34 protein-coding genes and 1 other annotated feature are annotated in these 26,110 nt (G+C 30.4%); of the genes, 6 read left to right on the top strand and 28 right to left on the bottom strand.

From position 1 onward, the window contains the following. Nucleotides 1-22 precede the first annotated feature (22 nt). The 3 genes from J2Z44_RS15735 to J2Z44_RS15725 all read right to left on the bottom strand — a co-directional run bounded on the left by J2Z44_RS15735 (nucleotide 23) and on the right by J2Z44_RS15725 (nucleotide 2,675). Nucleotides 23-340 (bottom strand): hypothetical protein, encoded by a 318-nt coding sequence (locus J2Z44_RS15735; RefSeq protein WP_021281156.1) that lies wholly within the window; start codon nucleotides 338-340, stop codon nucleotides 23-25. 170 nt (nucleotides 341-510) lie between these two features. Continuing rightward, entirely contained in the window at nucleotides 511-1,206 is a 696-nt protein-coding gene (locus J2Z44_RS15730; RefSeq protein ID WP_051186090.1) for a YoaK family protein, read from the bottom strand. A gap of 353 nt (nucleotides 1,207-1,559) precedes the next feature. Next, nucleotides 1,560-2,675, bottom strand: a complete 1,116-nt coding sequence (locus J2Z44_RS15725) for a helix-turn-helix domain-containing protein (protein WP_021281154.1) — start codon at nucleotides 2,673-2,675, stop codon at nucleotides 1,560-1,562. 223 nt (nucleotides 2,676-2,898) lie between these two features. Between J2Z44_RS15725 and J2Z44_RS15720 the strand changes: the two genes are divergently transcribed. Then, nucleotides 2,899-3,108 (top strand): helix-turn-helix transcriptional regulator, encoded by a 210-nt coding sequence (locus J2Z44_RS15720; protein ID WP_021281153.1) that lies wholly within the window; start codon nucleotides 2,899-2,901, stop codon nucleotides 3,106-3,108. Next, a complete protein-coding gene (locus J2Z44_RS15715) occupies nucleotides 3,105-3,584 on the top strand; it encodes a hypothetical protein (RefSeq protein ID WP_021281152.1) in 480 nt (159 codons plus the stop codon). Before J2Z44_RS15720 ends, J2Z44_RS15715 begins: the two co-directional genes overlap by 4 nt. A 106-nt stretch (nucleotides 3,585-3,690) precedes the next feature. On the opposite strand, the gene J2Z44_RS15710 is transcribed toward J2Z44_RS15715, so the two are convergent. Continuing rightward, nucleotides 3,691-4,143: a hypothetical protein gene (locus tag J2Z44_RS15710; RefSeq protein WP_021281151.1), complete on the bottom strand. Its 453-nt coding sequence runs from the start codon at nucleotides 4,141-4,143 to the stop codon at nucleotides 3,691-3,693. A gap of 86 nt (nucleotides 4,144-4,229) precedes the next feature. Next, complete coding sequence (locus tag J2Z44_RS15705; RefSeq protein WP_021281150.1) at nucleotides 4,230-4,679, bottom strand: Lrp/AsnC family transcriptional regulator; 450 nt, start codon at nucleotides 4,677-4,679, stop codon at nucleotides 4,230-4,232. A 339-nt stretch (nucleotides 4,680-5,018) separates the two neighbouring features. Between J2Z44_RS15705 and J2Z44_RS15700 the strand changes: the two genes are divergently transcribed. After that, nucleotides 5,019-5,450, top strand: coding sequence for a carboxymuconolactone decarboxylase family protein (locus J2Z44_RS15700; protein WP_021281149.1), 432 nt, complete (start codon nucleotides 5,019-5,021; stop codon nucleotides 5,448-5,450). Between the two features lie 99 nt (nucleotides 5,451-5,549). On the opposite strand, the gene J2Z44_RS15695 is transcribed toward J2Z44_RS15700, so the two are convergent. The 16 genes from J2Z44_RS15695 to J2Z44_RS15620 all read right to left on the bottom strand — a co-directional run bounded on the left by J2Z44_RS15695 (nucleotide 5,550) and on the right by J2Z44_RS15620 (nucleotide 16,234). Continuing rightward, on the bottom strand, nucleotides 5,550-5,819 hold the full coding sequence (locus J2Z44_RS15695) for a CD3324 family protein (protein WP_209649791.1): 270 nt from the start codon (nucleotides 5,817-5,819) through the stop codon (nucleotides 5,550-5,552). A gap of 453 nt (nucleotides 5,820-6,272) precedes the next feature. Beyond that, nucleotides 6,273-6,896, bottom strand: coding sequence for a nucleoside/nucleotide kinase family protein (locus J2Z44_RS15690; protein WP_021281146.1), 624 nt, complete (start codon nucleotides 6,894-6,896; stop codon nucleotides 6,273-6,275). A gap of 11 nt (nucleotides 6,897-6,907) precedes the next feature. Next, entirely contained in the window at nucleotides 6,908-7,459 is a 552-nt protein-coding gene (locus tag J2Z44_RS15685) for a GNAT family N-acetyltransferase (protein WP_021281145.1), read from the bottom strand. Between the two features lie 28 nt (nucleotides 7,460-7,487). After that, nucleotides 7,488-8,057, bottom strand: a complete 570-nt coding sequence (locus J2Z44_RS15680; protein WP_021281144.1) for a P-loop nucleotide/nucleoside kinase family protein — start codon at nucleotides 8,055-8,057, stop codon at nucleotides 7,488-7,490. A 169-nt stretch (nucleotides 8,058-8,226) separates the two neighbouring features. After that, nucleotides 8,227-8,706, bottom strand: a complete 480-nt coding sequence (locus tag J2Z44_RS15675) for a tetratricopeptide repeat protein (RefSeq protein ID WP_021281143.1) — start codon at nucleotides 8,704-8,706, stop codon at nucleotides 8,227-8,229. A 53-nt stretch (nucleotides 8,707-8,759) separates the two neighbouring features. After that, a complete protein-coding gene (locus J2Z44_RS15670) occupies nucleotides 8,760-9,233 on the bottom strand; it encodes a GNAT family N-acetyltransferase (protein WP_021281142.1) in 474 nt (157 codons plus the stop codon). Between the two features lie 73 nt (nucleotides 9,234-9,306). Beyond that, nucleotides 9,307-9,852: a GNAT family N-acetyltransferase gene (locus tag J2Z44_RS15665; protein ID WP_021281141.1), complete on the bottom strand. Its 546-nt coding sequence runs from the start codon at nucleotides 9,850-9,852 to the stop codon at nucleotides 9,307-9,309. A gap of 178 nt (nucleotides 9,853-10,030) precedes the next feature. Next, the gene (locus J2Z44_RS15660) at nucleotides 10,031-10,519 is read right to left on the bottom strand and encodes a GNAT family N-acetyltransferase (RefSeq protein WP_021281140.1); all 489 of its coding nucleotides are present in this window, start codon (nucleotides 10,517-10,519) and stop codon (nucleotides 10,031-10,033) included. Between the two features lie 37 nt (nucleotides 10,520-10,556). Then, on the bottom strand, nucleotides 10,557-11,000 hold the full coding sequence (locus tag J2Z44_RS15655; protein ID WP_021281139.1) for a hypothetical protein: 444 nt from the start codon (nucleotides 10,998-11,000) through the stop codon (nucleotides 10,557-10,559). 375 nt (nucleotides 11,001-11,375) lie between these two features. After that, nucleotides 11,376-11,543, bottom strand: a complete 168-nt coding sequence (locus J2Z44_RS22090; RefSeq protein WP_378109427.1) for a GyrI-like domain-containing protein — start codon at nucleotides 11,541-11,543, stop codon at nucleotides 11,376-11,378. Between the two features lie 17 nt (nucleotides 11,544-11,560). Beyond that, a complete protein-coding gene (locus tag J2Z44_RS15645) occupies nucleotides 11,561-12,025 on the bottom strand; it encodes a GNAT family N-acetyltransferase (RefSeq protein ID WP_021281138.1) in 465 nt (154 codons plus the stop codon). Nucleotides 12,026-12,037: 12 nt separating this feature from the next. Beyond that, nucleotides 12,038-12,904 carry an aminoglycoside 6-adenylyltransferase gene (locus J2Z44_RS15640; RefSeq protein ID WP_021281137.1) on the bottom strand — a complete coding sequence of 289 codons (867 nt, stop codon included), beginning with the start codon at nucleotides 12,902-12,904 and terminating at the stop codon, nucleotides 12,038-12,040. Nucleotides 12,905-12,944: 40 nt separating this feature from the next. Further along, complete coding sequence (locus tag J2Z44_RS15635; protein WP_021281136.1) at nucleotides 12,945-13,523, bottom strand: non-canonical purine NTP pyrophosphatase; 579 nt, start codon at nucleotides 13,521-13,523, stop codon at nucleotides 12,945-12,947. A 290-nt stretch (nucleotides 13,524-13,813) separates the two neighbouring features. After that, entirely contained in the window at nucleotides 13,814-14,908 is a 1,095-nt protein-coding gene (gene dnaN / locus J2Z44_RS15630) for a DNA polymerase III subunit beta (RefSeq protein ID WP_209649789.1), read from the bottom strand. A 312-nt stretch (nucleotides 14,909-15,220) separates the two neighbouring features. Beyond that, a complete protein-coding gene (locus tag J2Z44_RS15625) occupies nucleotides 15,221-15,718 on the bottom strand; it encodes an NUDIX hydrolase (RefSeq protein WP_021281133.1) in 498 nt (165 codons plus the stop codon). A gap of 51 nt (nucleotides 15,719-15,769) precedes the next feature. Continuing rightward, nucleotides 15,770-16,234: an NUDIX hydrolase gene (locus J2Z44_RS15620; RefSeq protein WP_021281132.1), complete on the bottom strand. Its 465-nt coding sequence runs from the start codon at nucleotides 16,232-16,234 to the stop codon at nucleotides 15,770-15,772. A 435-nt stretch (nucleotides 16,235-16,669) separates the two neighbouring features. Further along, nucleotides 16,670-16,917, top strand: a binding site (T-box leader). A 255-nt stretch (nucleotides 16,918-17,172) separates the two neighbouring features. On the opposite strand from J2Z44_RS15620, the gene asnA reads away from it, so the two are divergent. Next, nucleotides 17,173-18,198, top strand: a complete 1,026-nt coding sequence (gene asnA, locus J2Z44_RS15615; RefSeq protein WP_021281131.1) for an aspartate--ammonia ligase — start codon at nucleotides 17,173-17,175, stop codon at nucleotides 18,196-18,198. Between the two features lie 259 nt (nucleotides 18,199-18,457). Here asnA and J2Z44_RS15610 read toward each other — a convergent pair whose 3' ends face one another. From J2Z44_RS15610 to J2Z44_RS15580, 7 genes are all read right to left on the bottom strand, one after another. Continuing rightward, on the bottom strand, nucleotides 18,458-18,946 hold the full coding sequence (locus tag J2Z44_RS15610) for a TIM barrel protein (RefSeq protein ID WP_021281130.1): 489 nt from the start codon (nucleotides 18,944-18,946) through the stop codon (nucleotides 18,458-18,460). A 142-nt stretch (nucleotides 18,947-19,088) separates the two neighbouring features. Continuing rightward, nucleotides 19,089-19,559: a GNAT family N-acetyltransferase gene (locus J2Z44_RS15605; protein WP_021281129.1), complete on the bottom strand. Its 471-nt coding sequence runs from the start codon at nucleotides 19,557-19,559 to the stop codon at nucleotides 19,089-19,091. A gap of 28 nt (nucleotides 19,560-19,587) precedes the next feature. Then, complete coding sequence (locus J2Z44_RS21985; RefSeq protein WP_021281128.1) at nucleotides 19,588-20,331, bottom strand: NUDIX domain-containing protein; 744 nt, start codon at nucleotides 20,329-20,331, stop codon at nucleotides 19,588-19,590. 254 nt (nucleotides 20,332-20,585) lie between these two features. Further along, complete coding sequence (locus J2Z44_RS15595) at nucleotides 20,586-21,998, bottom strand: histidine phosphatase family protein (protein ID WP_021281127.1); 1,413 nt, start codon at nucleotides 21,996-21,998, stop codon at nucleotides 20,586-20,588. A gap of 124 nt (nucleotides 21,999-22,122) precedes the next feature. Then, on the bottom strand, nucleotides 22,123-22,629 hold the full coding sequence (locus J2Z44_RS15590) for a GNAT family N-acetyltransferase (protein ID WP_031270861.1): 507 nt from the start codon (nucleotides 22,627-22,629) through the stop codon (nucleotides 22,123-22,125). Between the two features lie 31 nt (nucleotides 22,630-22,660). Beyond that, a complete protein-coding gene (locus J2Z44_RS15585; protein WP_021281125.1) occupies nucleotides 22,661-23,221 on the bottom strand; it encodes a non-canonical purine NTP pyrophosphatase in 561 nt (186 codons plus the stop codon). Between the two features lie 55 nt (nucleotides 23,222-23,276). Further along, nucleotides 23,277-23,756, bottom strand: a complete 480-nt coding sequence (locus J2Z44_RS15580; RefSeq protein ID WP_021281124.1) for an NUDIX hydrolase — start codon at nucleotides 23,754-23,756, stop codon at nucleotides 23,277-23,279. Between the two features lie 463 nt (nucleotides 23,757-24,219). On the opposite strand from J2Z44_RS15580, the gene J2Z44_RS15575 reads away from it, so the two are divergent. Both J2Z44_RS15575 and J2Z44_RS15570 read left to right on the top strand, forming a co-directional pair. Continuing rightward, nucleotides 24,220-25,206 (top strand): helix-turn-helix transcriptional regulator, encoded by a 987-nt coding sequence (locus tag J2Z44_RS15575; RefSeq protein WP_021281123.1) that lies wholly within the window; start codon nucleotides 24,220-24,222, stop codon nucleotides 25,204-25,206. Nucleotides 25,207-25,447: 241 nt separating this feature from the next. Next, the gene (locus J2Z44_RS15570) at nucleotides 25,448-25,897 is read left to right on the top strand and encodes a GyrI-like domain-containing protein (protein ID WP_021281122.1); all 450 of its coding nucleotides are present in this window, start codon (nucleotides 25,448-25,450) and stop codon (nucleotides 25,895-25,897) included. The last annotated feature ends 213 nt before the right edge of the window (nucleotides 25,898-26,110 follow it).

The following is a 26,110-nucleotide window of genomic DNA, read 5'->3' as shown; positions in this document are numbered from 1 at the left end:
TTTAGATTCAGTTTATTGAGTTTTATACAGGTTCATAATCTATTTTTATCACTAAATTAGGTAATTTTTCATTTAATAATTCTATCACCCTATAATACTCTTCATCTTGAAAATAAAGACTGTTATAAAATCTATCTCCACCATAAGAGACTTTTATAATTTTCCCCTTATATACATTAACTTCTTTTATTTTATTCCAAGGAATAAACTGTGCACCTCTATACATAGAAGCAATCCCCATTGCTGTTATTCCATTCTTAAAATATCCAACTATAAGTACAGTTACACCTAGAATTCCAACTAGGTAATGACTTGGAATTTTTGCATATTTATAAAACAAGTAAAAGAAAACTACACCTGCTATAAGAATAAGTACTTTGTCACTAGTTTTTTTCTAGCCTTTATTAATAACTGTCTACTAATCCTATAGTCCCTTATAATAATAGTAATAAATAAAACACTCAAAATCCAATTCACATTAACTCACTCCCCAAACATATTCGTCTCACCCTAATTATTTAAAGTTATATTCTCTTTACTTACATACTTTTTTCCTGCACTAAGCAGTACTACCGCACTTGTTAATACCATCGCAGCTCCCCATATTGCTTTAACTCCTATAGAAGAAGTTATTAGTCCACCTAGAAAAGCTCCTATTATAAAGGAAAAAATAATAGTAAAATACCCTAGTGCCTTCAAAGCTGACTTTTTATCTTTATTAACCACAGCAATATAAGCTGCCTGTGAGGCAGAGTATAGGTTTCCTGTGGACATAGTAGTGCTATAAGGGTAATCATGAAGTTTTCTAAAGGTAGAAATCTGAACTGAAGACACAAATGAAATAGTAACTGTTACAAAACTATTGGGCACAGTAGTTGGCACAAAACCTATAATAAAAAGCACAATAATTTCAAGTAATAAAATAGTTCTCACGGAATCCTTAATGAAAAGTTTAGGTGGAGACTTTTTAATAGATTCTGCTACCACTACCCCTACTATGAATGCCAAAATTGGTGGCATATGAAGAAGAGCTTGCATCCACTGCCCTTTTGAAAGTTCTATGCTCACTAACACAATATTTCCTGTTTGAGCATTAGCAAAAATGCCTCCCCATCCAACGTAAGTATATGCATCTAGAAATCCTCCTACTATAGCTAATAGTATTCCTAATCTAAGCGATTCTGTTGTAATTTTACTTACACTCATCTTCTGTTTAATCCTACTAGTTATTTTTATGTCTAAATTATCCAATTTCAATCCCTCTAATCTTATGCCTTTATGTATTTAATTTTATTCTCAACTAACTTTTGCCAACCTCTTAAAGAGTTTATATAAAGCCATTGAAAATAAAAACCCGAAAATCCAATCTATATTATTTAAAATTAAATATACTCCTTTTTTGCTCCTCATTAACAATATATTTCTAAGAGTGCTTAAATATTTTCATAATAAAATTATATCATTATACTAGACTATAAACTAATATGAATAAACAAAATAGAAGTACTTCCTTATAGAAATACTTCTATTTTCTTAGTTTATTTATTATTGTATAGTTTTTACTCATTAGTTAAGGAATTTTTCTCTAGATTCTTTAACTCCTTAAGTATTTTAGTAAATTCTTCTTTATCTCTAATTAAATCAAATTCAGTGCTTTCAAAGATTTTAAACATATTCTCATACAAATTCATAGTTATTGTACGCTTACCTTGTGGAATCTCATTAAAGCACCATATGGAAGAAAACTCCGTCATATTATTAATATCATTTTTTTTCATGTCTTCTAACATTTTCTCTAGCATTTCTATTGCCTTAGAGGTTTCATTAAACTTTAAATAATCTATTGCAAAGTATAAGTACTCAGAGGATAGACCTATTACGGAATCCCCTTCTGGTGATAAAGTTTTTTTAATATTAATAGCTAAGTTATGATACTTCTCTACAATATTTAAATCTCTCTTATCTTCCTTCATGTAGGAATTCACCAGTCCTAAACAGGTTATAGAAATATCACTAATACTTTTATACAAACTGCTTTGCAATATTTCCCTTGCTTTTTTGAGTTCCTTTTTTTCAATATAAATGCTTGTAAGTATTAAATTAGGATCAAGTTGGCTTTTTCTAATTTTATTTACGCACTCTATAGCCTTATCTTCTTCTTCTACCATTGGATATAGTGCACCTAGTTGAAATAGGGCTTGCTCACACAGTTCTACGTTAGAACAATTTTTAGAAACATCTTCAAATAACTCAATTGCCTCACCTATCATCTTCATTCCCTGTTCTTCGCTAGAACTTTTCCAAGAGTACATTGTAAATAAAAAGCCTATTCTCAATTTTAAATAATAGCTATTAGGATATTTTGATACATAACCTTTACTCCTACTAATAGCCTCTTCTAGTGCTCCGTTACTAAATAGCTTTTCACATTCACTAAATAAGCTCATAACCTCATCATCAGAAAGTTCAACTTTAAAGTTTAAAAGTGTATCAATTGTGATATTAAAGAAGGTGGCTAAGATAGGTAGTAGAGTAATATCCGGATAGGAAATTCCACTTTCCCACTTTGATACTGCCGCTGTCGACACACCAATAAAATTAGCAAGCTGATCTTGCGTAATTCCCTTTTCTTTTCTTAACCTGTAGATAACTTCTCCTATTAATAACTTTTCCATTTATATCACTCCATAAATTTATTATAGGATCCTATAGCTTTAGTATATATTATTTTTACCTATATACCAATGGACTCATAGTTCAATATAGATTCAAAAACTTAACCACTGGTTAAGTTTTTGCTTATGACAAAATAAATGTATAGCATGCTTGACATTTTGAGTAAAGCATACTATACTTAAATTGTAAAGCTTACTATACTTTTTGAAAGGTAGTGATTAATTGCAAACCAGAATACAAGATTTACGGAAAGCAAAAAAAATAACTCAAAGTGAACTAGCAGACGCAGTGAATGTTACCCGACAAACAATTATATCTCTAGAAAATGGCAGGTACAATGCTTCCTTAGTTTTAGCACACAAGATTGCTCAATTTTTTGGAGTGTCCATTGAAGATGTATTTATTTTTGATCAGGAGGATGAGAATTTATGAAGGGAATTTTAACTGGAACTACAGCAAAAACTAATGAAGAATTTAGAGAAGTTATTAAAAGTCGTATGAAAATCATGGTTATTCTTATGGTAATAGGAATTATAACAGCAGCAATTGGTTTTGCCTCAGAATTTTACTGGAAATTATCACTTAATGACCACATGTTAGGTGTATACTCTGGGGTAGGAGTAGGTCTGTTTATATGCGGTGCTGGATTATGGATAAAAAATAAATTTTTGCTTGGTAATGATATAAAGTTAAAGGAAAGTCGCTTAAGTAATACAGATGAAAGAATTCAAGAAATAGGAAATAAAGCTTTTCGCATTGCTTCTTATGTAATGATTATTATCTTATATGCCACTGCATTAATAGGAGGCATATTTTATCCAATATTATTTCAAGTTCCTATGTTTATAGTTTCTTGTTTCTTAATAACCTATGTTATTAGCTTCAAGTACTACAATAAAAAAATGTAGTAATGCCTATTCAATAATTGATACTATATAATTCACTTAGAGAAAGAATAAATTCTCTAGGTGAATTTAATTTTCAAAGCATAAATATTTCACGTGAAGATTGAAATTACGAGGAAACTTTATCTTTATGTTTTTCCTTAATTAGCATATGACGGTCTAATAAAGAAATGAAAATTGTTGCTGAAGATATGAAGAAATAAGCTACACTGGTTTCAAAACCTATAGCAGATTTTTGCATATACCATCCTAAAAATATATTACATAAAATTACTCCAATATAATACTTAAAATTCCTCCAAAAATTCTTATATAAATTTATCTTCTTTGGGATTCTAGCTAGATATACGAGTATTAATATAAACAATAGAAACACTATTAAAGCACCTACTAGCAAGTTTGGTGAAATATGGCACACCTCGCCATTTGAAAATTCTCTTCTTTTAGTAGTTTCCATTAAATTAACTAGAAAATATATTGGTAATGAAATAACAATAAGTATTAATGATGTAACTACATTAACTTTTATACATTTTTTCAGGTTAAACTCAATAAACCCCATATTCATCATTCCCCCAAATTTGAATATTTTCTCACATAACATATTAATTATATTATAATAAAGTAAATTAATTGCTTATGACATTTTTATTTTTCTATAAACTTAGCAATACTGTTGTTAATATCCACCTCAGAAAAGGCTACTATAGTTTGAGTTATTGCATATTCAGAAACTATATTAACAAAATCTTCTATTTCATTTAGTTCTCCAACAGATAGCTTAACTAAAAAGCACCCATCTCCGGCAATCCTATAACACCATTCGCTTCTTTTATAGTCCTTGATAAACTGTTTAAATCTTTCATAACCCCCATTTTTCATGGTAACCTTAATTATGCAATCTACTGAAAGTCCAAGCTTTTTCTTGTTTATCTTAATTGTATAACCTTCAATTATTCCCTCATCTTCAAGCTTTCTAACCCTTTCAGTAACCGATGGAGGTGATAGGTTAATTCTCTTTGCTAATTCTCTTATAGATAATCTGCTATCTTCTTGTAATTCTTTCAAAATCATCATATCGATTTCATCAAATTTCATTTGTAATTTATTCTCCTAAAATTTATTTTATTTGATATATTTATTTTTAAATTATATTTTACTTGAAATACAATTTTATTCCAATAGCAATTATAATTTTATTATACGAAAACAAAGCTCATATTTATCTTACAGGTAAATTTTTATTGTTTATTATGTTTTTTTAAATCTTTTAGATAATATTTTTTTATTTTGAGATAATATTAAAATTTCACTAAGTTGTAAATTTATCATAATTTACTTAGAACCCATATTAGTTAATATTAAATTAGTTTTTATTGAAGAATACATATTAAATCAGTGTCAGTGATTAATATGCATATTTAAAGGAGGATTATCATGGCAAAGATCAAATATTCCAAATTCGGAGCTACACCCTTTCAACAATTACTAGGTCATAATGAAAATATTCTAATGGCATGGTCAGCTTTAGAAAACCGCTTTTTCACTAGCACTACTTTTACACCTGAGTTAAAAGAAGAAGTGAGACGCACCCTTGCCTTTAATAACCGCTGTGAATATTGCATGGCTAAAGGCAACCCTTCAGATAATATAACAGATAGTAAAATTATCATAGCCACAGAAATTGCAGATATAATTTCAAAAGGTAGCATTATCAAATATGAAGATTTTTGCAAATTGAAATCTCAATTTAGTGATGAAGAAATCTCAGAACTTTTAGCTTTTATATGTTTTATAACTGCTTCTCAAAGATATGGAGCTTTACTAGATTTACAACCAAGCTGCCAAATTGAATTTATAAAACAATAACTTATATATTCTAGTTTTGTCAAATAGAGGTGTTATAAATATCTTCATATTATTTTAATATAATAAAGCTACTACTCAAAAATGAGTAGTAGCTTTAATCTATGAACTTTTTTTATATACAATTCTCTTAATACTTTCAACTGAAAGATAATATTCTTCAGCTAAATCTTTAATTTTACATCCACTGCGATATTTGCTGCATATATCTTCATTTCTCTTTCTTATATGCTCCCTATTACCTGAACTCTCCCCCCACTTTTTTCGTGTATTGGGTGGAGATGGAATATAAATATATTCACCTTGAATATATTTTTGAATTTCTTTAATTAAATTATCAGGTAAAACATTTTCAACTTTTACATATTTCACAAAGCTCAGCTCCTTAAATCTTTATTCAAATTAAGGAAGCAAAGCCCGTAAAGGTATTAATTTTGCTTATACACGAACTCGAAAATATAAAAACCAATTTATTAACTTCGAGAAACATGCCCTAGCGAGGGCGACTATACTATTTGTCTCTGTGCAAATTGTCGCCAAAAGTCATACCTACAGACTTTGCACAGAGTATTTTGAGTAGTTCCCTTACAGCTAATTCAAATCTCATTTTATCACCCCCAATAAATCTTATAGTAAATTATAAGAACAGCCTCCTGCATATATGCATAAAATGTATTGATAATTGTCATTTATCAACAACTTTCTCAAATACAAAAACTTTCTTAGCATAGTTTTAGTGTAAAAACATGGTGAGAATAATTTGTATAAACTTTTGAAAGATAAAAATCATGTCATTATATAGTGTTTGTGAGAATTTAAACGTTATTAGCAATTATTTATAATCAAATCAGCTGACTTTAAAGGTTCAAAAGTTTTATCATAATAATCTTCAGCTGCCCAATAGCGCTCCTTGTATTTCTCAATAACCTGACTAAGGTCACCTTTATGATTGCTTCTGATGATTTCCCTTTGAAACCTCACCTCTCTTGGGCAATCTACAAAAATCATATAATCAAAGAAATCTCTCCAACATTTCCTTTGAAGATAAACTCCCTCAACAACTATTATACTTTTTGAAGCTATTTTATAACTTTCTTCTGTTATCATATCTTTTTCTTTATCATAATAATTTAATTTTAACTCTATCTCATTACTTTTAAGTGGTTTAAATAAGTGATCTCTGATATAATTTTCATCCCACTGTAAATAAAAAAGCTCGTACCACTGCTTACGTCCCGTATTGTATCTATGCTTTCTAGTAGTGATGTAATCATCTATGTGAAAAACTTGGGCTTGATATCTTTCTTTAATGTGCTTTACTAATTGATCAGTTATAGAAGTCTTCCCAGCACAACTATATCCGTCAATACCAATTATATAATTCTCTTTTCCTTCTTCTATATTTTTTAAAATTGAAGAAAGAATAAGTTCAACATTTTTATTTTCCATGATTAATAACCTTATTCCTTAGTATGATAATTCACTGACAGTGGACTACTCTCTTCTCTTAACATTGATAAAACATCTAAGTCATGGTACTTTCCCCTTGCGAAGAACGCTTTTCTCATAGTTCCCTCAAAAATAAAGCCACATTTTTCTGCAGCTTTTCTTGCCGCTATATTTTCCTTTGCTGTGCATATTTGAAGTCTTTGTATGGGTTTAAGTTCAAATATATAAGCAGAAAATATCTTAACTGCTTCTGTAGCATAGCCCTTACCCCAGTCTTCTTTCCTATAAATCTGACACCCAATCTCATAGCCTTCACAGTCTCCAAATCCTTTGAAGAATGTGATTACCCCTAAAATTCTATGAGACTTGTCTATTATCAACATTCTTCCAAAATCTTTTTCCCAAAAGCCTGTATCAGATTGATACTTTCTTATTTTACTTTCATGGTGTAACTGAACCCCTAAATAATCTCCCCTATGAGCTAAGTCATTCATTAGCTCTAACATTTCTGGTATATCTTCGTCTTGAATCAATCTAAGACTAATATTTTTTCCATTTAACATATTATCCCCCCAAAGTATAAGTTCAAAATTAATACAAGGCTAAACTTTTCTCCACTATTTTATAAATTTCCTCAAAGTCTACTGTATTAAAATCTGTGGTATCAATATCTATAGTTATGCTATTTTCTATACTTAGCTTAAACTCTCTATTGTTTATATTTTTATTATATTCCTCAAAACTTTCTATGGGTCTAATATGCCCTATATGTCTTTCTCCTGAATTATTTCTATCTATGAATCTTTCATAGAGAATATGAGCTTCACAGTAACAATATAATTGAATTACTTTATAGGGATACCTCTTTCTTATATCTAAGAAAGATTTTGTTGAATACCTATTATCAAAGTTACCTTCTACAATAAAGGGTTTCCCTGTTTGTAAAAGTTTTTCAGCAAATAAATAGGTAATATCAAAGCTTGCACCTCCAAGCTTAAGTCCCCATTCTTCGTCTCTTACTCCTATAGTATCAAAAAGTAATTCTTTAATCTCATCCTTATTAATCACTGGTAGATTAAATCTTTCAGCTAAATCCTTACTCAAGGTAGTTTTTCCAGCAGCTGGAGCCCCTGAAACTATAATCATTAAATTTTCTTTCATGTATTTAATCCCCTATTTTCAACTTTTTCAAGCTCAATTTTCTTATTAATAATTTATTCCACATAAACCAAAATCTACCTCATGAGGTAACTCTATATCTAAATGCAACAATGTAAAACTTGTTATTTATGCAGATTTAACGCTAGTTAATTTCATTTTTATTTTCCGCTTACCATACTTGATCTAGTTTATCAGCATAAAAAGAAATTGCTCTTTTATATCTTTTGACATTCTCATCTGAAGCTGTCTCAGCTAAACTGGTTAGTAATATTTCCATAGCCTTTGAGTGCTCCCCTAGGTTATATAAAGTCATAGCATAAAAGGTTTTAATTGCGTAATTATCTTGAAATCTTATTAATCCATATTCAAATACTTTCTTTGATTTTTCATATTCACCTAAAGTTCTGAAAGTACTTCCTAATCCTAGAAAAGCACCTTGTAACTCCTCATCTGGTAAGCCTATTTCAATAGCTTTTTCATAATAAGGCACAGCTTGATTTTCTAATCCCATTGAATCAAAAGTACAAGCACAATGGTAATTTATTATTGAGTTATTTGGATATTTTTGCACAAGATTATTCAAGATATCACTCGCCTGCTTTAAATCTCCGTGTTTTTTTAAATCTATTGCTAATTCTAATTCTTTCATTATTACTCCTTTGCTTCTAACAATATTAAATTTACTTTACTATTATTTATATATTATAAGTACATTTCAAATTCAATTTCATGTTTTAAAGGTATATTATATTCCCCCATCAATGGAATCGACGGCTTCAGCTTTCTCGCATCTTCAACTGCATTGTGATATATATTAACCATGTCAAAACCTCTTTTTTGGTAAAACCCCATAGCGTTGAGATTATCATTGGTAGTAATTAGCTTTACCTTTGTACATTCAATTTTACGTGCTAATACTATAACCTTATCAACTAGTAAAGTACCAATACCATTCTTTTCCTTCAAACTGTCCAACGACATTATTTCACATTCAGCACTTTCAATTTTGTATGTAATTAATCCTAGAATTTCTCCATTATTATAAACAACAAAACCATCTAGTGTTGTCATATCTATAATCTTTCCTCGTACTACCATATCTGTTGAGAACCATTGCTTAAATATAAAATCATTAATTTCTTTACGATTTTCAGTTGAAATCTTCTCAATTTCCATGTACTTCTCACCTTAATATTCTCTTATTTTCATAGGTATATTGCTTCAGAATAGTTACTTTTAAGTAACTTACCTATTTTAATACATCTTCTATATTTATTCGCCATACCATATGGTCCTCACCTTTACCCCAAAAATCCTTTAAATGATACTCAGGCTTTCCAAACTTATTCATCCATATTTTCTGGGCACTTTTATAACCACTGTCAAAACAAAATTCCCTTATTCCTTTTCTATGAAGCTCTTCGAATATGGCTTTTAGCATTTTGCTCCCAACACCTTGCTTTTGGTAATCAGGGTGAACAAACACTGTTCCTATTTCAACTATAGCTTTTAATTCTCCCTTAGTGCAGGTATCTATTAGTTCATTGGAAGGACCATATTCAATTGAACCAACTATTTTCTCGCCCTCTTTTGCTATAAGAAAGAACCGATTCTTACCATGGCTTTCTATATCCTGATTTAAACATCTTCTCTTATCAATAATTTCATTTTCAAAAGTATCAACTAAATCTAAAATTCCATTTTTCTCAAAGGTATCTCTAAGCACAAGTTCAAAAAACTTATTGATCTCTTCTATATCCTCAGTCCTCGGTCTGCTTATTTCTATGTTTTTCATAGGTATCACTCCTTGTCCAAAATTTAACCCAATGCATTAAGTCATCTTGAAATAATGAATAGGTCAGTAGGCTGATCTATTTTGTGTTATATTATGTTAACAACCCCCTTAGATATCTCTACTTTGTAAATAATCTGCTTGCTTGTGAACTAAAAATACCCTTAACATCTTTGATTTATTATTTATATTCAAGTGCCAAACATTGCTTACTGTAAAAAACTATAGTTAATTTATCATTAACTACTTTTGTTTCTCCTGTTTTTCTATAGCCCAGCTTTTCATATAAGTAGCAGTTTCCTTTTTCTTGTAATATGGTGTCCAATCGCCACTCTATAGCATCACTATACAGAGTCTCAATTAGTTCAAAAACCTTTTGAGCTATCCCTCTTCCTTGGTATTCTGGTAATACAAAAATAGGGCTAACACGATAAATCCTGTTTTCAATCTTTACTACTCTAATTGCCCCAACATTAGCCTTGTCCATATTAATAATGTAGTAGTCACTCTTTTCTTCATTGATTCTACTAATTACCTTTTCTAAAGGTTCATTTCCAGGATTGGTTTCATAGTCTTTATATTCGTCCAATAAGCTTTTAAAAGCTTTAACCTGCATTTCATGAATACTCTGTGCATCTACTAACTCTGCTTTTCTTAAACATGTGTCCATTTAATTCTTCTCCTAAAATATTTATTCTAATATTAGCCTAAACTTCTTTTTTCATTTCTTTATAGAGTTTCATTACTATGTTTGTTGGAAATAAGCTCTTATGAAATAAAATAGTAATTGCTAGTAAGCCCTGAATTACGCCTATAATAAAAAATAAAACATGTAAAAAAGCCACTGCCCTTAGCATCATACACTGCACTATTATCCAAATTACCAAAGCTCCTCCTAAAGTACCACTTATATAACCCTGATATTTTGCTTTATAGCAAAGTGTGAGAGCGCTTATTACATTGCCCAGTCCTATAACAGTAAACAAAATAATTCCAGGTATTAAATAGTTAGTAAACGGTGAATTTTTTAGAGGTTCAAGTGGCATTCCTAAAGGCTCTAATGGGCTAGTAATAGCTGCAAGTCCCCCAGCCATGGCACCTATTCCAACAAATAGATGTAATCCAAAGGATAACTTATATATCAATTTCATAATTATTCTCCTTCACAACTAGTTATTAATTTAATAAACTTAATTATTTTACTTTATCAAAAGGCTAGAGTTTTATTATAAATCTTTCAAACTCTAGCCTTTATTCTTTAAACTGGTTTTTATCGGGTTATGGTCAGATAGGATCAGATTTTGCTTATAACCTGCTTCTACCCTAGTTTCCCTGAATCTCTGTATGAATAAATTATATTATCACTTTAGAATCCAATACTATTGTTTTTTAACTTATATTTTCTATTAAAGATATTAACTTTTACATTAGTTATAATACTTATCAGAATCTTCAAACCATATTTGGACATGGTAATATTCTACCATAAATTGTTTATATACTCCATGATTTTATATTCCAAAAATTTATTTTTTTCTATTCACAGGAACCCATATTTCACATATATAATCATCACTATCTGTATTTCCTGGTGGATAAACTTCAATTTCATATTTTGTGGACCTCTCGTATCCAGATGAAGTAATCCATTCTGTTGTTATCCTAGTCCAAACTGCAGGTTTTTGCTCTTGAATATGACCTAACTTAATCTCTATTTCTCAATTTGTTCTAGAATTATTCTCCTTTTATAAAAGCCATATTTTTTATAAAATTCCAATACATTCTCGTTTCCTTCTGCTACACCAATTATTTTTGTCTTAACTTTATTATCGTCTAGCCATTGTAATGCACTTGTCATTAGCTTATCCCCTATACCATATTTACGGTATGCCTTATCTACAAACAATGAATCAATTTCTCCAGTTAAATCTAAACTAATTGTGCTAATACAATATCCAATAAATTTCTTTTGTTCCTTATCTTTAATTAAATCAATTTTAACTTGCATATTTTCAGCATTTATAAACTTAGCTTTTCTAACCTGAAAATTTAAGTTACTAAATTTATGTGAAAAGTGTTTTGAATTCTCTCCATGGTGCTTATTTAATTTTTCCCATAGGGGCTCTACAAAATCTAATAGTTCCCTGCCCCCAGTTATAAACTCTAAATTTTCCATGACTAATCCCCCCTAAACAACGCAGTTATTTTTTACTTTTAGTAAGTATTCTGTCATATTTTCATCTTCATCTTTATTGTATTTGTACCCAAGCTCTTCCCCTACAGCTAATGCTATAGTTCTAAATAGCTCACAAGCCGTAAATACTGCAGCCCAAAAGTTCTCATAATTACTATCCGTATAGGTTTTAGAATACATTTCATAAAGTTCCTTAGTAAGATACTTTTTAAAATTCTTACCTTGCTTTCCTGGTGACACAGAAAAGTTTGTGTTTGTTCCAATGTGCCACTCTATCATTTTTTCAACCATATTTCTTACGATTACATTATACATCCACATGGCATAGGGTAGTTCATCCCTGGCAATTCCTTTTGCTACATTATTTAAACACCACCAGAATTCATTACAACAACAAATATATTGTAGCTCTGTAGGTTTTTTTACCCAGTAATCTTCATCAGTTGGCGCCTGTGTTTTAGGTAAGCAATTATCCTTATCTAAAAGAGGCAAAGTAAGTTTATCCCCTAAATAGTCCTCTAACATTTCTTGTTTGGTTTTTATTCCTAAGTCAATTCTATTTCCATCTTTGAATAACATTAACCAGGTGTAGGACTGATGAAAATTATTTTTTCTCCCATAAGCCATATCAAACAAATCAGGTTCCTGCATCACCGCTATATCACCAAAAACAGAAATCCAATTCTTGTCTTCTAAAAAAGGCTTTGTTTCTGTTACCACGTACACTATGTCATAATCCTGATAGATATCTTTTTCTATCATAGGGTTTGTCCTAGATCCACCCATATAAACTGCCCTAATACGCTCATCTTCCTTAGCTATCCTTATTATTAAATCCATGATTTCCTTTTCACTTCTCAAATCCTCACCCCATTAACTTTTATATGCTTATTTTTTCCTCTCAATTTTCATCATTTAAATACCACTTAACAAACTTTTTAAAACAGGATTGTTCTTCACTGCTCAAATGTTTTTCTCTATCTTCCTTATTTAATTCAGCAATAGTCTTTCCTGCTCCTTCAACTTCAAAGATATAACTAAGTTTTGACCAATTTTCTTCGTTGTCATTTCCTCTAATTTCTCTCGATAAAGTTCCTTTTGTTTCGGCTTCAAAAAATCTCATACTGTTCCCATCATAATAAGCTAAGCACTCTTGGAACTTACAGTTTCTATTTTCCATGCCTTCCATCAACTTTAGAATTCCTTCAATACCTATTGTATCTAATGCATGATTTACATAGGCTCTAGGAAACCCCTTTAGTTCTTCTATAAAGAAGCCTGCATCCATAGCAATACAAGGTTTACCCACTATTTTATATGCTTGCATTACCTTAATCTTTGAAATTTCTTTAATATTATCACTTCTAGGTTCAATTAGTTCCGCCTCATATCTTATAACTTCTACATTCTTTAGCTCTCTCTCAGCTGACTTCACTTTTCCTGAATTAGAAGTAACAAAAACAATTTGCTTTTTATTCATGTTATCATTTCCTTCATTATTTAATAAACTTATTGTTATGATCTAAGATAAGATTTTATAGGTCTTTACTTAAACTCCTTAGCCTAAGAGCTAATACATAAATAGTTATTAGCCTCCAATGTACAAATTTCCTAGGCAATATCAATACAAAAATACATATTCTTATCAATAAATATTTATATCAATAAGTATTGATATAAATATTTATTGATATATTGTAGTGTTTTTATCTTTATAAAAAGATAAGAAGATATAGCATTCATGCGGGTTTCAGCGATTCTTAATGAAAATTACATTCTCACGGGTGATATTAAATATGTAGAATTATCATTACTTTTTCCCGTAATTACAAAAACAGATAGACTAGATGTAAACTTAAGCATAATTTCCTCATCTTCTATGGCATTTAGTGCCTCTAATAAAAACTTGGAATTTACTTTTATACGCATTGGCAGTCCTTGTGCTAATACATCTATCTCGCCTTTTATATCTCCAATTTGTGAATTCGAAGTAATGTGCATCTTATCCTCTAGTATATCTAATAGAACTGCACTAAAACTTCCCTCTCTTCCAATTATTGATGCTCTTTCTAAGTTATCAATTAAACTTTGTTTGTTTACTGTAACCTTTAAAGTGTATTCATTTGGTATAAAAGTTTCATATTTTCCGAACTCACCATCTAGTAAGGTAGATATTACTTTGGTTTTACCAATAGTAAATAATATTTGATTTGAAGTAAATGTAATCTTAATATCATGATTCTCAATTTCGCTTATTTTAGCTACTTCATTTAGTGTACGTCCTGGTATTACAGCACTAACAGTTCCACTACTTCCATTCAAGTAATAGCATATAGCTGCTCTAATACCATCTAATGCCACCATATTGAGCCTAGTATCTTTTAAATGGAAAAGAACTCCTGAATATATTGGCCTTAGTCCACTTTGATCTGTTGCGAATGTAGTTCCCTTAATCATCCTTTTCATTACCTTTTGTGGTATTGATACTTTAATATCTTCTTTAATTTCTGGCATCTTCGGAAAACTATCTTCATCTTGATAAACTAAATTTATTATATTTTTATCACAAATAATTTTAATATTTCTATCACTGACAGTACTTACTTCTATTGGTGCATTGGGTAACTTTCTTATTATATCTCCTAACAATTTAGACTCTACTACAATGGAGCCTTCCTCATAAACCTCTGCTTTTACTTCTGTTTCCAGGTATAAGTTTTTATCTCCTCCTGCAATCAACAGATAATCTTTTTTTGCTTTAATTAAAACTCCTTGAAGTGTTGTAAACCCACCTTTTAAATATATAACCCTCTGAGCTTCCTGTATACCCTGAAAAAACTCATCTTTATTAATCCTAAATCTCATTCTTTTTCCCCCATAATAAACTCTATAAAACTAATACCTGATTTGCAACCCAATACTATTTACATAATATTTTTATAACTCACCTTTTAATTTTACCATATGTTTACTGTAAAAATACACCTTAATTCTTGGTGCTTAGTAAGTTATGGTGAAAATCTTAATTACCATATGATAATTCAATAAATTATTCAATATAAAAGGATGTGGTCTTACCACATCCTTTTCACTCTCACTTTTTAATAATTATGTCTATGAAAATATCCTAAAACAAATAAACTAAAGTTACTTTCAATGTCTATAGCTACTTAATTTCTAATTTAGTTTTTCATTTAGATATTTTTTCAAAGCATTGATATGCATTGGGTAAAAAGCACCTTCATTTTCTTCCATGATAGTTTTTAGCTCTTCAAGTGAAATCCACCTTAGATTTATTGATTCATCAGAGTTCTCTAGTAATTCTCCTGTTGCTTTACATATAAAAGTCTGAAGCATTATAGAGTAAGTACCACTTATGTTTTGTGATGAATAAAAGGGATTAAAACTCATTACTTTATATCCATTACAGTTAGTAACTATAGTCTCTTCTTCACCCTGTATTTCTGTTAGTTTTAATCCTGTTTCTTCCCATACTTCTCTACGTAAACTATCAAAAATATTCTCATATTCTCTTATCTTTCCTGCTGGAACTTCAATTAATCCATTATCTTCAGAGTGTTCTTCTTTACACCTTTCTTGAATTAAAATGTGTAAAACTCCATTAATTTCTTTCTCAATAATTGCTCCCACAGCTGGTTTAGCAAAAACCTCCATCTGTATTCCCTCCCATAAAATATAATTCTTTAAAATTTCTATATTCCATTGTTACACACTAATAAATCTTGCAATAATTTTGAAGTAAGCTATCCTCGGCAGGTTTTGTTTCGAAAAAAGTAACATTTCATCAGTTTCTGAATTCTCAATAAACTCTCCACATCCTAATTGGGCTGTAAATACTACCCAAACAAGCCTTAAATCATCTCGTGTATAAACCTTAAATAAACTTAAGTTATCTATTGCATACCCTGTTTCCTCAAAAAACTCTCGTTTTGCTGCTTCTTCTAGAGTTTCACCCAAATCCCGATACCCACCTGGAAAAGTTACTTTTCCATTTTCATTGCCCTTTAATCTAACCATTACAAATTCATTTTTACTATTATAACAAGTCACAACTACTGCAACATTTACCCAATTGTCCCAATCAATAAAGCCACAATTGCATTTCTTTACAACTTGTTTATTTTCTAAATGTTCCTTTAATAGAGATCCACAGTCGGGGCAAAATTTCATTTTGTATCCTCCAATAATTTTTATTGCAACTTTCGCATACCTTCGTTATTCAGCTATCTAATGATTCCTTTATAAAATTTATAAACTAAACTCTTCAAACCCAAACTTTTTATAAGGATTGATACTTATCTTTATAATGGAATCTTTTACAATCTCCTATCTATTTTACCATATATTCACTGTAATAATATCAATAAGTTCTCTTATATTCCCAGATTTCACATTAAATAATGCTTTATATTGCAATATGATGATGGTATCTTTTCAAAATAATTTATTTCTTAATATATCATCCTTGAAAATACCTTAACTAACTCCCTTCCACTTTTTAAGATACTTTTGAAAAATGAAACTTTATAAATATTAAATTGCAAAATTCCCCAAAAATATATTGACTTATTCTTTCAAGGGATTTATAATAATTAATAATTTAAAGCAAAAACTATGATGAGAAGAGTAATTACAAGAAGATTTTTAGAGAGTCAGGGATGGTGGAATCCTGATATGATGATTGTAATGAAGAACATCTCGGAGTTTCTAACCAAAATCCTTCTGGAGAGTAGGCTTAGACGGAGCCAAACCGTTATAGATTGGACAGTATCGAAGCATTATTCCGTACTGATTGAGAAGAGCATTTTGCTAATTTGGGTGGTACCGCGGAAGTTTAGTCTTTCGTCCCTTACAGGGATGAAAGGCTTTTTTATTTACCTATTTTTCTATATTAGGCACAAAAAAACAAATATCAAGTCAAAGATGTGAAGGATATTTTGGGTTAAACAAGGATACTGATTCTTAAATCTAAGTGTTCTGTTGACACAGTATAATGCACAATAAACAAGGATACTGACTTATTTATTTTTTCAAGATGCCTTAATATAGTAATTTTATCAGTACAATTGTACACACACTACATCATCTAGTTGAAAGGAAGGGTTGTCATGAAACAAACCTACAAATCATTATTAACAATACCATCAGGCTATAAAACTGAACTAAATATTAGAGAAACAGAGATAGCCATAAAGAAGCTTAAGGACTATTTTGAAACAAAACTTGCAAAGGAACTTAATCTTACAAGAGTATCTGCTCCACTTTTTGTTAGAAAAGATACAGGCATCAATGACAATCTTAACGGTGTAGAAAGACCTGTGACATTTGACTCAAAGTTTATTAAAGGTTATGACTTTGAAATAGTACAGTCCTTAGCAAAATGGAAGAGAATAGCTCTAAAAAGATATGGATTTCAAACTGGCGAAGGTCTTTATACTGATATGAATGCTATAAGAAGAGATGAGGACCTCGATAATCTTCACTCTATGTATGTTGATCAGTGGGATTGGGAAAGAGTCATTGATAAGAATGAAAGAAATGAAGAGGTGTTAAAAAATATAGTACAAGGGATATACAGAGTTTTCAAGGATAGTGAAGAGTATATATGTGACATTTATCCACATATAGGTAAAATACTTCCACAGGATATTTATTTTATCACCTCTCAGGAACTTGAGGATAAATATCCAAGCTTTACAGGAAAGGAAAGAGAAAATGCTATTGCTAAGGAAAAGGGTGCAGTATTTATTATGAAAATCGGCGGCACATTAAAATCAGGAGAGAAACATGATGGAAGATCCCCTGATTACGATGATTGGGAACTCAATGGAGATATAATCTTCTGGTACCCAATACTTAATAGGGCTGTTGAGCTTTCTTCAATGGGTATAAGAGTCGATGAAGAAGCACTCATAAAACAACTTGAAATTGCGGGATGTGAAGATCGTAAGGAACTAGAGTATCATAATCTACTACTTCAAGGCAACCTTCCATATACTGTAGGTGGAGGAATAGGTCAATCAAGAATATGTATGTTCTTTTTAAGAAAAGCACATATAGGTGAGGTTCACGCTGCAATATGGCCAGAGGATATGATCCTAGAGTGTGAAAAGTCAAATATATTACTTTTATAGAAATTAACTTAATAAAAATCAAAAATATAATTATTAACATTCCATTTTGCAATATATTTTTTCTTATTGCAAAATGGAATGTTATACTGGGTTAATCTCGATGTTTTATCACAGAACTTGAAAACTTTTCCACAAGCCACTGATCAAATTTTTCTTCTTTCTCAAATTGTGGATAGTGTGCTGGTTCTAAATACAATATAAATTCTTTTTCAGGAGCTACAATCGAGTTAAAATAATTTTTTGCAGCTTTTGTTATTGGCTATAGTCCTTTAAATTCATTGCAATTTTCAACACATATTTTTATATTCTTATCTCCTATAGCCTTTTCACATTCATGCATAAATTCTCTTAACTTTGCCATATAAATGTCCTTATATTTATCAAAAAGAAATACTTTTTTATTAGGCAAAGTAAAGTAAACTCCATTTGGCATATGCATGTTAAGTACAGGAACTTTTAACTCCTTAGCAGCCTTTATAGTTGACAATATGGTTTTTGTGTAGGCACTTGCTACATCATTATTAAAATCACAAACATTGCTATCTTCATCAATATGTATAGTAAAGTAGATATCCTCTTTTTCACAAATTGATTTTAGATAAGGAATATCCATCGCATCAATTTGATACTCCGGTAAGTTCATATTTAATTCAATAAAGCTCAAACCTAGCTCCTTGCATAAACCAACACACTGCTCAATACTGTAAGTCTCTATAAGTGTTGGCATACCAAAACTAACTTCTCTCATAACTCCTCCATGCTAATATGCATTTTATATATCCCTTTAGAATAAGCATTGTTATCAATGATGTTCTAATTTTTTTATCCGTACTTTAAAATTCTTAAACTATACCTTAAATCAGTATCATAATAATGATCACTGCTAACCTTTAATAATCCTCTCTAATCACTAACTCCATGATATCATTTTCTCCTTTAAATTCTGCTCTTTCGTAGAATTGAACTGCTTCCTTACTTGGCCAAACAATTAATATTTCTAAGTCACAGTTCACTGCCCATTGCTTAACCTCTTCCATTAATTTTTTGCCAATGCCTTTATTTCGGTAATTTGGCCTTGTGTAAACATTTGTAACATAGCCGTACTCATCATACAAATGTTGGGGCTTGGGTATCTTTCTAATTCTTCGAACAAAAATTTGGGATACTATTAAGTTATTGTCTTCAGCTATCCAATAAACCCACTCTTCTTTAATCAATCCATCCTTTAGAAAGTCAACACACTGTTCTAAAAACTCATCTTTTGAAATACATGTAGAAACATCATAACTTTCATGTTGAAAGTCCCATCTAATCTCTGCAAGCTCCATTAAATCTTTTTCTACTGCTTGTCTATATATCATCCCAATTCCTCCATAAAAATTCTAGTTGCTAGCCTTCACTGATTCTAGTGGTTACCCCATTGATATCTTTGTATATACGGTTCTTATTTTTTGTTACCTTGTTTAAGATTTCTTCCTTTAAATCATAGCCTAAGATTTCGGCAATTCCATATAAATAAATTGCAACATCAGCCAATTCCTCACCAACTGTGGGTAACTTTTTTATATAAGCCTCAAAGGCTTCTGCAAGTTCTCCATTAGTTAAGCAAAACTCTAATTCAACATTAGTAATGTTGAACCCCTTTTGCACCTTATTATCAAATATGTCCTTTTGTATGTTACTAAACCTATCAATAGTTTCAACATTCATTTTTTTACTTTTGTATTCTTCTGCTTTTTTTAATAAGTGTGGCTGTATAAGAGGATACGTTAAGTTTTCAGGTATGTTATCAAATAATTTAATTTCATCAATTTCGAATTCTGGCAATTTACCCAGGTGATGAACTTTTGAGTAAAATAATTGTCCGTATGACTCTCCTTCTCCCCTATCTACTGAATAAATACATATTGGTATCATTGAAAAGTCTTTTGCTCCAGTTTCCTCAATGAGTTCCCTTGATGCAGTAACACATATATTTTCTCTTTCTTCTCTATGTCCTCCTGGAATTTCCCAGGTTTCTCTCTCTTTATGCTTTACAAGTATCCATTTATCTTTATATTCTGCTGCAATAACAGCAAATTTCAGCTTATCTTCCTCCACAGAATTTAAATCATAAAAATTTACTTTTAACATTTGTTTCTCTCCCTTATTTATAAACTATATATTCATATCATTTATTGAATACTAAACAAGCTCATTTTATAGTACAACTTTAGAAGCATATTAAAAAAGCCTCGAAAATAATTTACTTAAGGCTTAGAACTGCAAGCTGTATAAAAGCTCCTTATAGAAGAAGGTCCACTTAAACACTCCAAAAATATTATTACCTTATATAGTTAGCAAATTGTATATTACTACTCCTTTTATTTACTAAGCCTTATTGCTTATTAACCGTTTAATTCCAACAAATTTCTTATGTTTTTCTCTAAAGTTCCATCATTAATAGACTTTTGTGCTTCCTCTGCCCATTTAGGAAATGTATCTTTTTTGTATGCACTTATCAAGGTTATAAGTGGTGAAGTTACACCATCAATAACTTTCTCCTTTTTGCTAAAACCACCATACTCATCCATAAATGCATTTTTTGCAACTTCTGATAAGGAAACAGTTACGTTTCTAATATCGTTATATCTACTTCCAATCCCTAAAAAGTTATAATCAAACATTAGAGCTTCTTTTTTGTCCTTGCTCACCACAAGGTTTGTCCAATAAAAATCATTGTAATTTAAAGTTTCTTCTAAGCCTTTTATTGTGCTTAAAAATAAGTTCCAATTATCTTCTATTAAATTCCATAGGCTATTATTTTTAGTATTAGATTTGTTTTTTACAACCAGTAGATTTTCTTTAGTAATGCAGTCTATTTCTCTATAAAACCTTTCATTATCCTTAATTGGTCTTTCCAAACCTTTCTCGTGTAGCTTCTTATACCACTTTGCAATAGCTCTTGCCACTTCAGTATCAGATAAATCTTCTTCTCTTCCTAGTCTATACTCATAACTTTTGTCAATATCCTCAAGAAGCAAACTATTATCAGTAGTGCTAAGCACTTTAATTGTTGGTACTTCGAGTCGTTCTAGTAAACTGTAGTTACTTATTTCTCTCTTATAATCATGATTTAAGAAGTACTTTAGAACAAAATTCTCATCTTTGTATTTAACTCTATATAAATAAATTCCATCTTTATTTCGAATTTCATCAAGCGTTATATATTCCTTACTTTTTAACCCTAAAGCTTCTAATTCTTTAAAAATATTTTCTTTAACACATATAGAATATTCGTGATAATCACAATTTCTAAGAACATATTTAGCAAATTCCTCATTAGTAGAGTTATCAAAGTATCTATTGATGACCTTAGACACATAACCGTGAGTGACTAGAAGAACATTTTTATTATGTAAATACTTACATTGAATTGTATTTAGCCCCTTGTACACTCTTTCCTTAACTTCTTCTAAAGTTTCTGCTCCCTCAGGTGCATTAGCTTCCCACATGTGGGGATATTTAGTTTTAGCTTCTTCTCTTGTTAGTCCTTCATAAACCCCTACATATTTTTCAACGAATTCCTCCATTTCTATAACTGGCACTTGTAATTCCCTACTAATAATTTCAGCTGTTTCCTTTGCCCTTTTTAAAGTTGAAGAAATTATAATATCTATAGACATATCCTTAAGCTTTGCTGCTGTTACCCTTGCCTGTTCTAATCCTTTTATATTTAAACTTACATCTACTCTTCCTGTATATCTGCCCTCTACATTAAAATCTGTTTCTCCGTGTCTAACTACTATGAGTTTCCCCATAACTCTCCCCCCATTTGTAAAATCCATATATCGTCAACATTCAGACTTTTACCTTCATTTTTCATTAACTATATAAGCTTTCTACACTCAAGCTGACATATCTTAACAAACTTTGAAATTTGCTTTAATTTATATCATTAATTGTTTTATTAAACATTTCTGCCAATGAACCATCATCAATTTCATATACCTTACTAGATACAAAACCGTTTTTGAGCAGTATCTTCTTAGATCCAACGTTATTTGGATCTGCTGTTGCAGTAACTTTCTTTATGCTCTTTATGCCTTCTGCCATACTTATCAAAGTTTCTGCAATGCTACTTCCATACCCTTTTCCCCAATAATCTGGAAGTAATAAGTACTCAATTTCTGCTTCTGTTACTTCCTCATTGGCTACAATAGCACCTAATCCAATAAAATTATTGGTAATAGCTTCAAAGACCTTAAATTGCCCAAGGTCTTTATGCTTTCCATTACTACTTAATACTTTTTCATAGTATTTTTTAGCTTCTTCCAAAGTGAATACTCTGCCATAGTTCATCACCATAATCTCTTTATTAGAAACTAACTTGAAAAAGTACTCAAAATCAACTTCACAAGAAAACTTTTTTAAATATATTTCATTTTTCATTTTATATCTCTCTTTCTCATACATTTTTCTTTTATTTTTTTAAAATGTACTCCTTGAATTTACTCATTATCACCCCACTACTCCAATAAGCTGTCATTTCCTCCTCAGGAATTTCTGCAATAGGTACACTGAAACCTTGTGGTATGAAGAGTCTATCTATTGGAGTTCCTGGCTTTGCACTAGGCTCCATTGCTAACTCTCCTATATAAGAACCAGTAAAAACAATAGGCTCTTTATTTGGATAGCAGTATGCCAAGCAATCCTGAATAATAATTCTTCTATTGGTCTTTCCTTTCATTAAATTCATATAATCTTCTGCAGAAAACCATTGATTTATAAACTTAATAAAAGGTCCTGGAAAGCCATTTAAAGCTTCTATTAAAAAACCTGCATCTGTTACTATAACTGCTTTTCCTAGCTTTTCACTCGCCCAACTAGCAGAATATTTTGCAACCTCTTGTACACTTTTGCTTTGAATTTCTGGTGTATCCAATTTCTTTTGCAAAAGAGTAATTCCAGTATTTTTAAAAGTTTTAGAGGCGACATTAAACTTAATTTCATTTCCTGTAACATAAACTAAGACCTTGTCCATTTTTTATTAACTCCTTTTTATTAATTTGATGCTTTCATATAAGTAAGTCATAGGGCTAAAGTAACTCCTCTGAATGAATCTGATATGGATTACGAGAAAACACAACATAAGCAACTTTTTTCTCACTACTTAGCATATGCTTTACCTTATCTCTAGTAAATTCTTCATCAATTACAGCTAGTATTTCATCCTTTCGAAACCAATTTACTTCGAGGCTTTCTTCACTAGTTGTTAAATCTCTCGAAATTGCCTTTCCAGTAAATTCAAAACTTACAATGCTTCCAATAGGAGTAATCCCGTCTGGTTGAACTCTCTTGGTTATATTAGAATGCACTGCCTTCAACTCACCAACTTCAATATCTATTCCTGTTTCTTCTTTAATTTCCCTTTTTAAGGCATCTGTGAGTCCTTCACCTGGTTCAACTTGTCCCCCTGGAATTTCCCAACCTCTCTCTGGGCTTTTTATAAGAAGAATTTTCCCTTCATTATTCTCTATTAATCCACCCACTGATACTATATGTACTGGATAATTCATAATTACCTCCATAAATTCACTTATATTTTTTCCAATATTGTTTACTAATTATTTTACCATATAATTACTGTAATAATATACCTCATACCATATAATTGTTCGCAATATTCTAATTAGATTTTCTAAATAACTGAAGTGCTCTTAGAAGCAATCACATTTCTTTCCACATTGAGTTAAAAATTAAAAGATTTATAATCACAAAAAACTCTTCAATTACTTCATGTAATTCCCTATAATAATTACAGATACAGTTTTTATATTTTAGATATTAAAGCATTTATATGTGCTATTTATAATTGAAATTCCTTAAAGTTATAAAATTATAAGCTTGTTTAAGGAAAATGTAATTTGGCAATTTCCCAAAACCTTAAGGGGATCAATATAGCGGTGATGTATACTTTAAATATTTAGTCTAGTTCCCTATACATTTATACTATGTAAATTAAGATAAGGGTGTGTTTTTATGCGACTTCATAGACTTATAGGAATTATAATGCTTCTTGATTCTCGTGGAATCATGAAAGCTGTAAATTTAGCAAAAATATTAGAGACTTCAGAAAGAACTATTTATAGAGACATTGATATACTATGTGAGGCTGGTCTCCCTATTATGTCAATTCCTGGCCCTAATGGAGGTTATTCTTTCATGGAGGGGTATAAAATAAATTCATCTGCTGAGGGATTAAAAAGTGATGATGTTTTTACTATTCTACTTTCAACCATGGGTATTAATCCTGAAAAAAATACTGAAACATCTGCACAGCTTAAAAATGCTGTTATAAAACTTGAGAACAGTTTATCTGAAGAACATAGACAAGAAATTCTTAAGGCAAAGGATAGGTTTTTTGTTGATGCTTCTCCATGGTGGGGCAAAATAATAGAAGATGAAAATATAGATATCATAAAAAAAGCTATACTAGATTTAAAAAAGCTTAAAATTAATTATAAGAAATATGGTGGACAGGTTTCTCAAAGAGTAATAAGACCCTATGGTGCAGTGAGAAAAAACTCTCAGTGGTATGTAGCAGCTTTTTGTGAGAAAAAAAATGAAATTAGAGTTTTTAAATGTAGTAGAATTGATTCTATTGAAGTTCTTTCTGACGGCTTCACCATGGCTGAAAACTTTTCTCTTGAAGAATTTTGGGAAAATAGCAAAGAACAGTTTGTAAAAAAAGCTACCTCTCATACACCAACTATTATATACCCTGTTAAAGTTAAACTCATTGAAGAAAACATAAAACTCCTAGATGGCTTTAAAATAGCCTCTTCATTTAAAAAAGAAGATAACTGGATTCTTACTATTGATATGATTAGTTTTACAACAGCCAGTAATATGGTTTTCCCCCTAAGTGATAGAATAGAAGTTTTAGAGCCTCTAGAACTACAAAAATTTATAGTAGAAAAAAGTGCCAAAATATTAAATTTATATAAGGCATTTGAAAATAAATAACAAGTCAAAGATGTGAAGGATATTTTGAGTTCACAAGCAAGCTTGTGCGACTAGGAAACAGGTTCCGCAGATAGTAGAGCTATCTAAGGGTTCAGTTGACGCAGTATAACTAAAAATAGACAAACATACTGACTTATTTATTTTTTGAAAATGCCTAAATGCAAATAAATTCCTGACATAATGTTGGCAAGGATTACTTGTTATAATTAATATATAAAATCAATGAGGGGAGTTAATAATCATGAATGAAAAAATTATAACTACAAAAGAATTTAAGGCTGTAGGTTTAAGTTACTTTGGAAACAATGCTAATGGAGAAATCCCAGCACTTTGGCAGGTATTTAATTCTCGTTATGGCGATATTAAGCAGAAGAGTGAATCAATGCTATGCTATGGTATCTGTGATAGTGATATGGATTCAGAAGGTAATTTCCACTACTCAGCTTGTGTAGAAGTAGAGTCCTTTGCTGATGTACCTGAAGGTATGGTTACTAAAGTCATTCCAGGAGGCAAATACCTTGTATATACTTATAGTGGTGCAATAAAAGACCTTGGGGAGTTTTATGACAACATATTTTCAAAGTGGTTTCCTGCTTCACAATGTGAAATGGATTATAGACCTCAACTAGAAGTTTATGATGAGAGATTTATGAACAATGGAGAATTTGACATATATATTCCAATTAAGTAGTTTAAAAAGGATGCGCCCACGGCCATCCTTTTTGTGTTTCCTCAACTATAATGACTGCAAGATATTTATATCTCTATTTCTTATTAAACTCTGCCTAATATTTTTTTCTAGTTATACTTACTGAAAGTGTAAAAATTAATATATATAATATAGATACTCCTCAGCATCATACGTGTTAATACGAAGTTTCAAAAATGTGCACCTGATATTATC

Origin of the sequence: Clostridium punense, from assembly GCF_017874425.1 — a bacterium.
In the GTDB taxonomy this organism is placed as follows: Bacteria; Bacillota; Clostridia; order Clostridiales; family Clostridiaceae; genus Clostridium_J; species Clostridium_J punense.
Note: the sequence above shows the minus strand (reverse complement) of the source record. Positions and strands in the feature narration are given on the sequence as shown.

Coding starts and splice junctions, on each gene's coding strand:
- J2Z44_RS15730 (WP_051186090.1), bottom strand. CDS start 1,206: ATGAGTGTAAGTAAAATTACAACAGAATCGCTTAGATTAGGAATACTA.
- J2Z44_RS15725 (WP_021281154.1), bottom strand. CDS start 2,675: ATGGAAAAGTTATTAATAGGAGAAGTTATCTACAGGTTAAGAAAAGAA.
- J2Z44_RS15715 (WP_021281152.1), top strand. CDS start 3,105: ATGAAGGGAATTTTAACTGGAACTACAGCAAAAACTAATGAAGAATTT.
- J2Z44_RS15710 (WP_021281151.1), bottom strand. CDS start 4,143: ATGGGGTTTATTGAGTTTAACCTGAAAAAATGTATAAAAGTTAATGTA.
- J2Z44_RS15705 (WP_021281150.1), bottom strand. CDS start 4,679: ATGAAATTTGATGAAATCGATATGATGATTTTGAAAGAATTACAAGAA.
- J2Z44_RS15700 (WP_021281149.1), top strand. CDS start 5,019: ATGGCAAAGATCAAATATTCCAAATTCGGAGCTACACCCTTTCAACAA.
- J2Z44_RS15690 (WP_021281146.1), bottom strand. CDS start 6,896: ATGGAAAATAAAAATGTTGAACTTATTCTTTCTTCAATTTTAAAAAAT.
- J2Z44_RS15685 (WP_021281145.1), bottom strand. CDS start 7,459: ATGTTAAATGGAAAAAATATTAGTCTTAGATTGATTCAAGACGAAGAT.
- J2Z44_RS15680 (WP_021281144.1), bottom strand. CDS start 8,057: ATGAAAGAAAATTTAATGATTATAGTTTCAGGGGCTCCAGCTGCTGGA.
- J2Z44_RS15675 (WP_021281143.1), bottom strand. CDS start 8,706: ATGAAAGAATTAGAATTAGCAATAGATTTAAAAAAACACGGAGATTTA.
- J2Z44_RS15670 (WP_021281142.1), bottom strand. CDS start 9,233: ATGGAAATTGAGAAGATTTCAACTGAAAATCGTAAAGAAATTAATGAT.
- J2Z44_RS15665 (WP_021281141.1), bottom strand. CDS start 9,852: ATGAAAAACATAGAAATAAGCAGACCGAGGACTGAGGATATAGAAGAG.
- J2Z44_RS15660 (WP_021281140.1), bottom strand. CDS start 10,519: ATGGACACATGTTTAAGAAAAGCAGAGTTAGTAGATGCACAGAGTATT.
- J2Z44_RS15655 (WP_021281139.1), bottom strand. CDS start 11,000: ATGAAATTGATATATAAGTTATCCTTTGGATTACATCTATTTGTTGGA.
- J2Z44_RS15645 (WP_021281138.1), bottom strand. CDS start 12,025: ATGGAAAATTTAGAGTTTATAACTGGGGGCAGGGAACTATTAGATTTT.
- J2Z44_RS15635 (WP_021281136.1), bottom strand. CDS start 13,523: ATGAATAAAAAGCAAATTGTTTTTGTTACTTCTAATTCAGGAAAAGTG.
- dnaN (WP_209649789.1), bottom strand. CDS start 14,908: ATGAGATTTAGGATTAATAAAGATGAGTTTTTTCAGGGTATACAGGAA.
- J2Z44_RS15625 (WP_021281133.1), bottom strand. CDS start 15,718: ATGGAGGTTTTTGCTAAACCAGCTGTGGGAGCAATTATTGAGAAAGAA.
- J2Z44_RS15620 (WP_021281132.1), bottom strand. CDS start 16,234: ATGAAATTTTGCCCCGACTGTGGATCTCTATTAAAGGAACATTTAGAA.
- asnA (WP_021281131.1), top strand. CDS start 17,173: ATGAAACAAACCTACAAATCATTATTAACAATACCATCAGGCTATAAA.
- J2Z44_RS15610 (WP_021281130.1), bottom strand. CDS start 18,946: ATGAGAGAAGTTAGTTTTGGTATGCCAACACTTATAGAGACTTACAGT.
- J2Z44_RS15605 (WP_021281129.1), bottom strand. CDS start 19,559: ATGATATATAGACAAGCAGTAGAAAAAGATTTAATGGAGCTTGCAGAG.
- J2Z44_RS21985 (WP_021281128.1), bottom strand. CDS start 20,331: ATGTTAAAAGTAAATTTTTATGATTTAAATTCTGTGGAGGAAGATAAG.
- J2Z44_RS15595 (WP_021281127.1), bottom strand. CDS start 21,998: ATGGGGAAACTCATAGTAGTTAGACACGGAGAAACAGATTTTAATGTA.
- J2Z44_RS15590 (WP_031270861.1), bottom strand. CDS start 22,629: ATGAAAAATGAAATATATTTAAAAAAGTTTTCTTGTGAAGTTGATTTT.
- J2Z44_RS15585 (WP_021281125.1), bottom strand. CDS start 23,221: ATGGACAAGGTCTTAGTTTATGTTACAGGAAATGAAATTAAGTTTAAT.
- J2Z44_RS15580 (WP_021281124.1), bottom strand. CDS start 23,756: ATGAATTATCCAGTACATATAGTATCAGTGGGTGGATTAATAGAGAAT.
- J2Z44_RS15575 (WP_021281123.1), top strand. CDS start 24,220: ATGCGACTTCATAGACTTATAGGAATTATAATGCTTCTTGATTCTCGT.
- J2Z44_RS15570 (WP_021281122.1), top strand. CDS start 25,448: ATGAATGAAAAAATTATAACTACAAAAGAATTTAAGGCTGTAGGTTTA.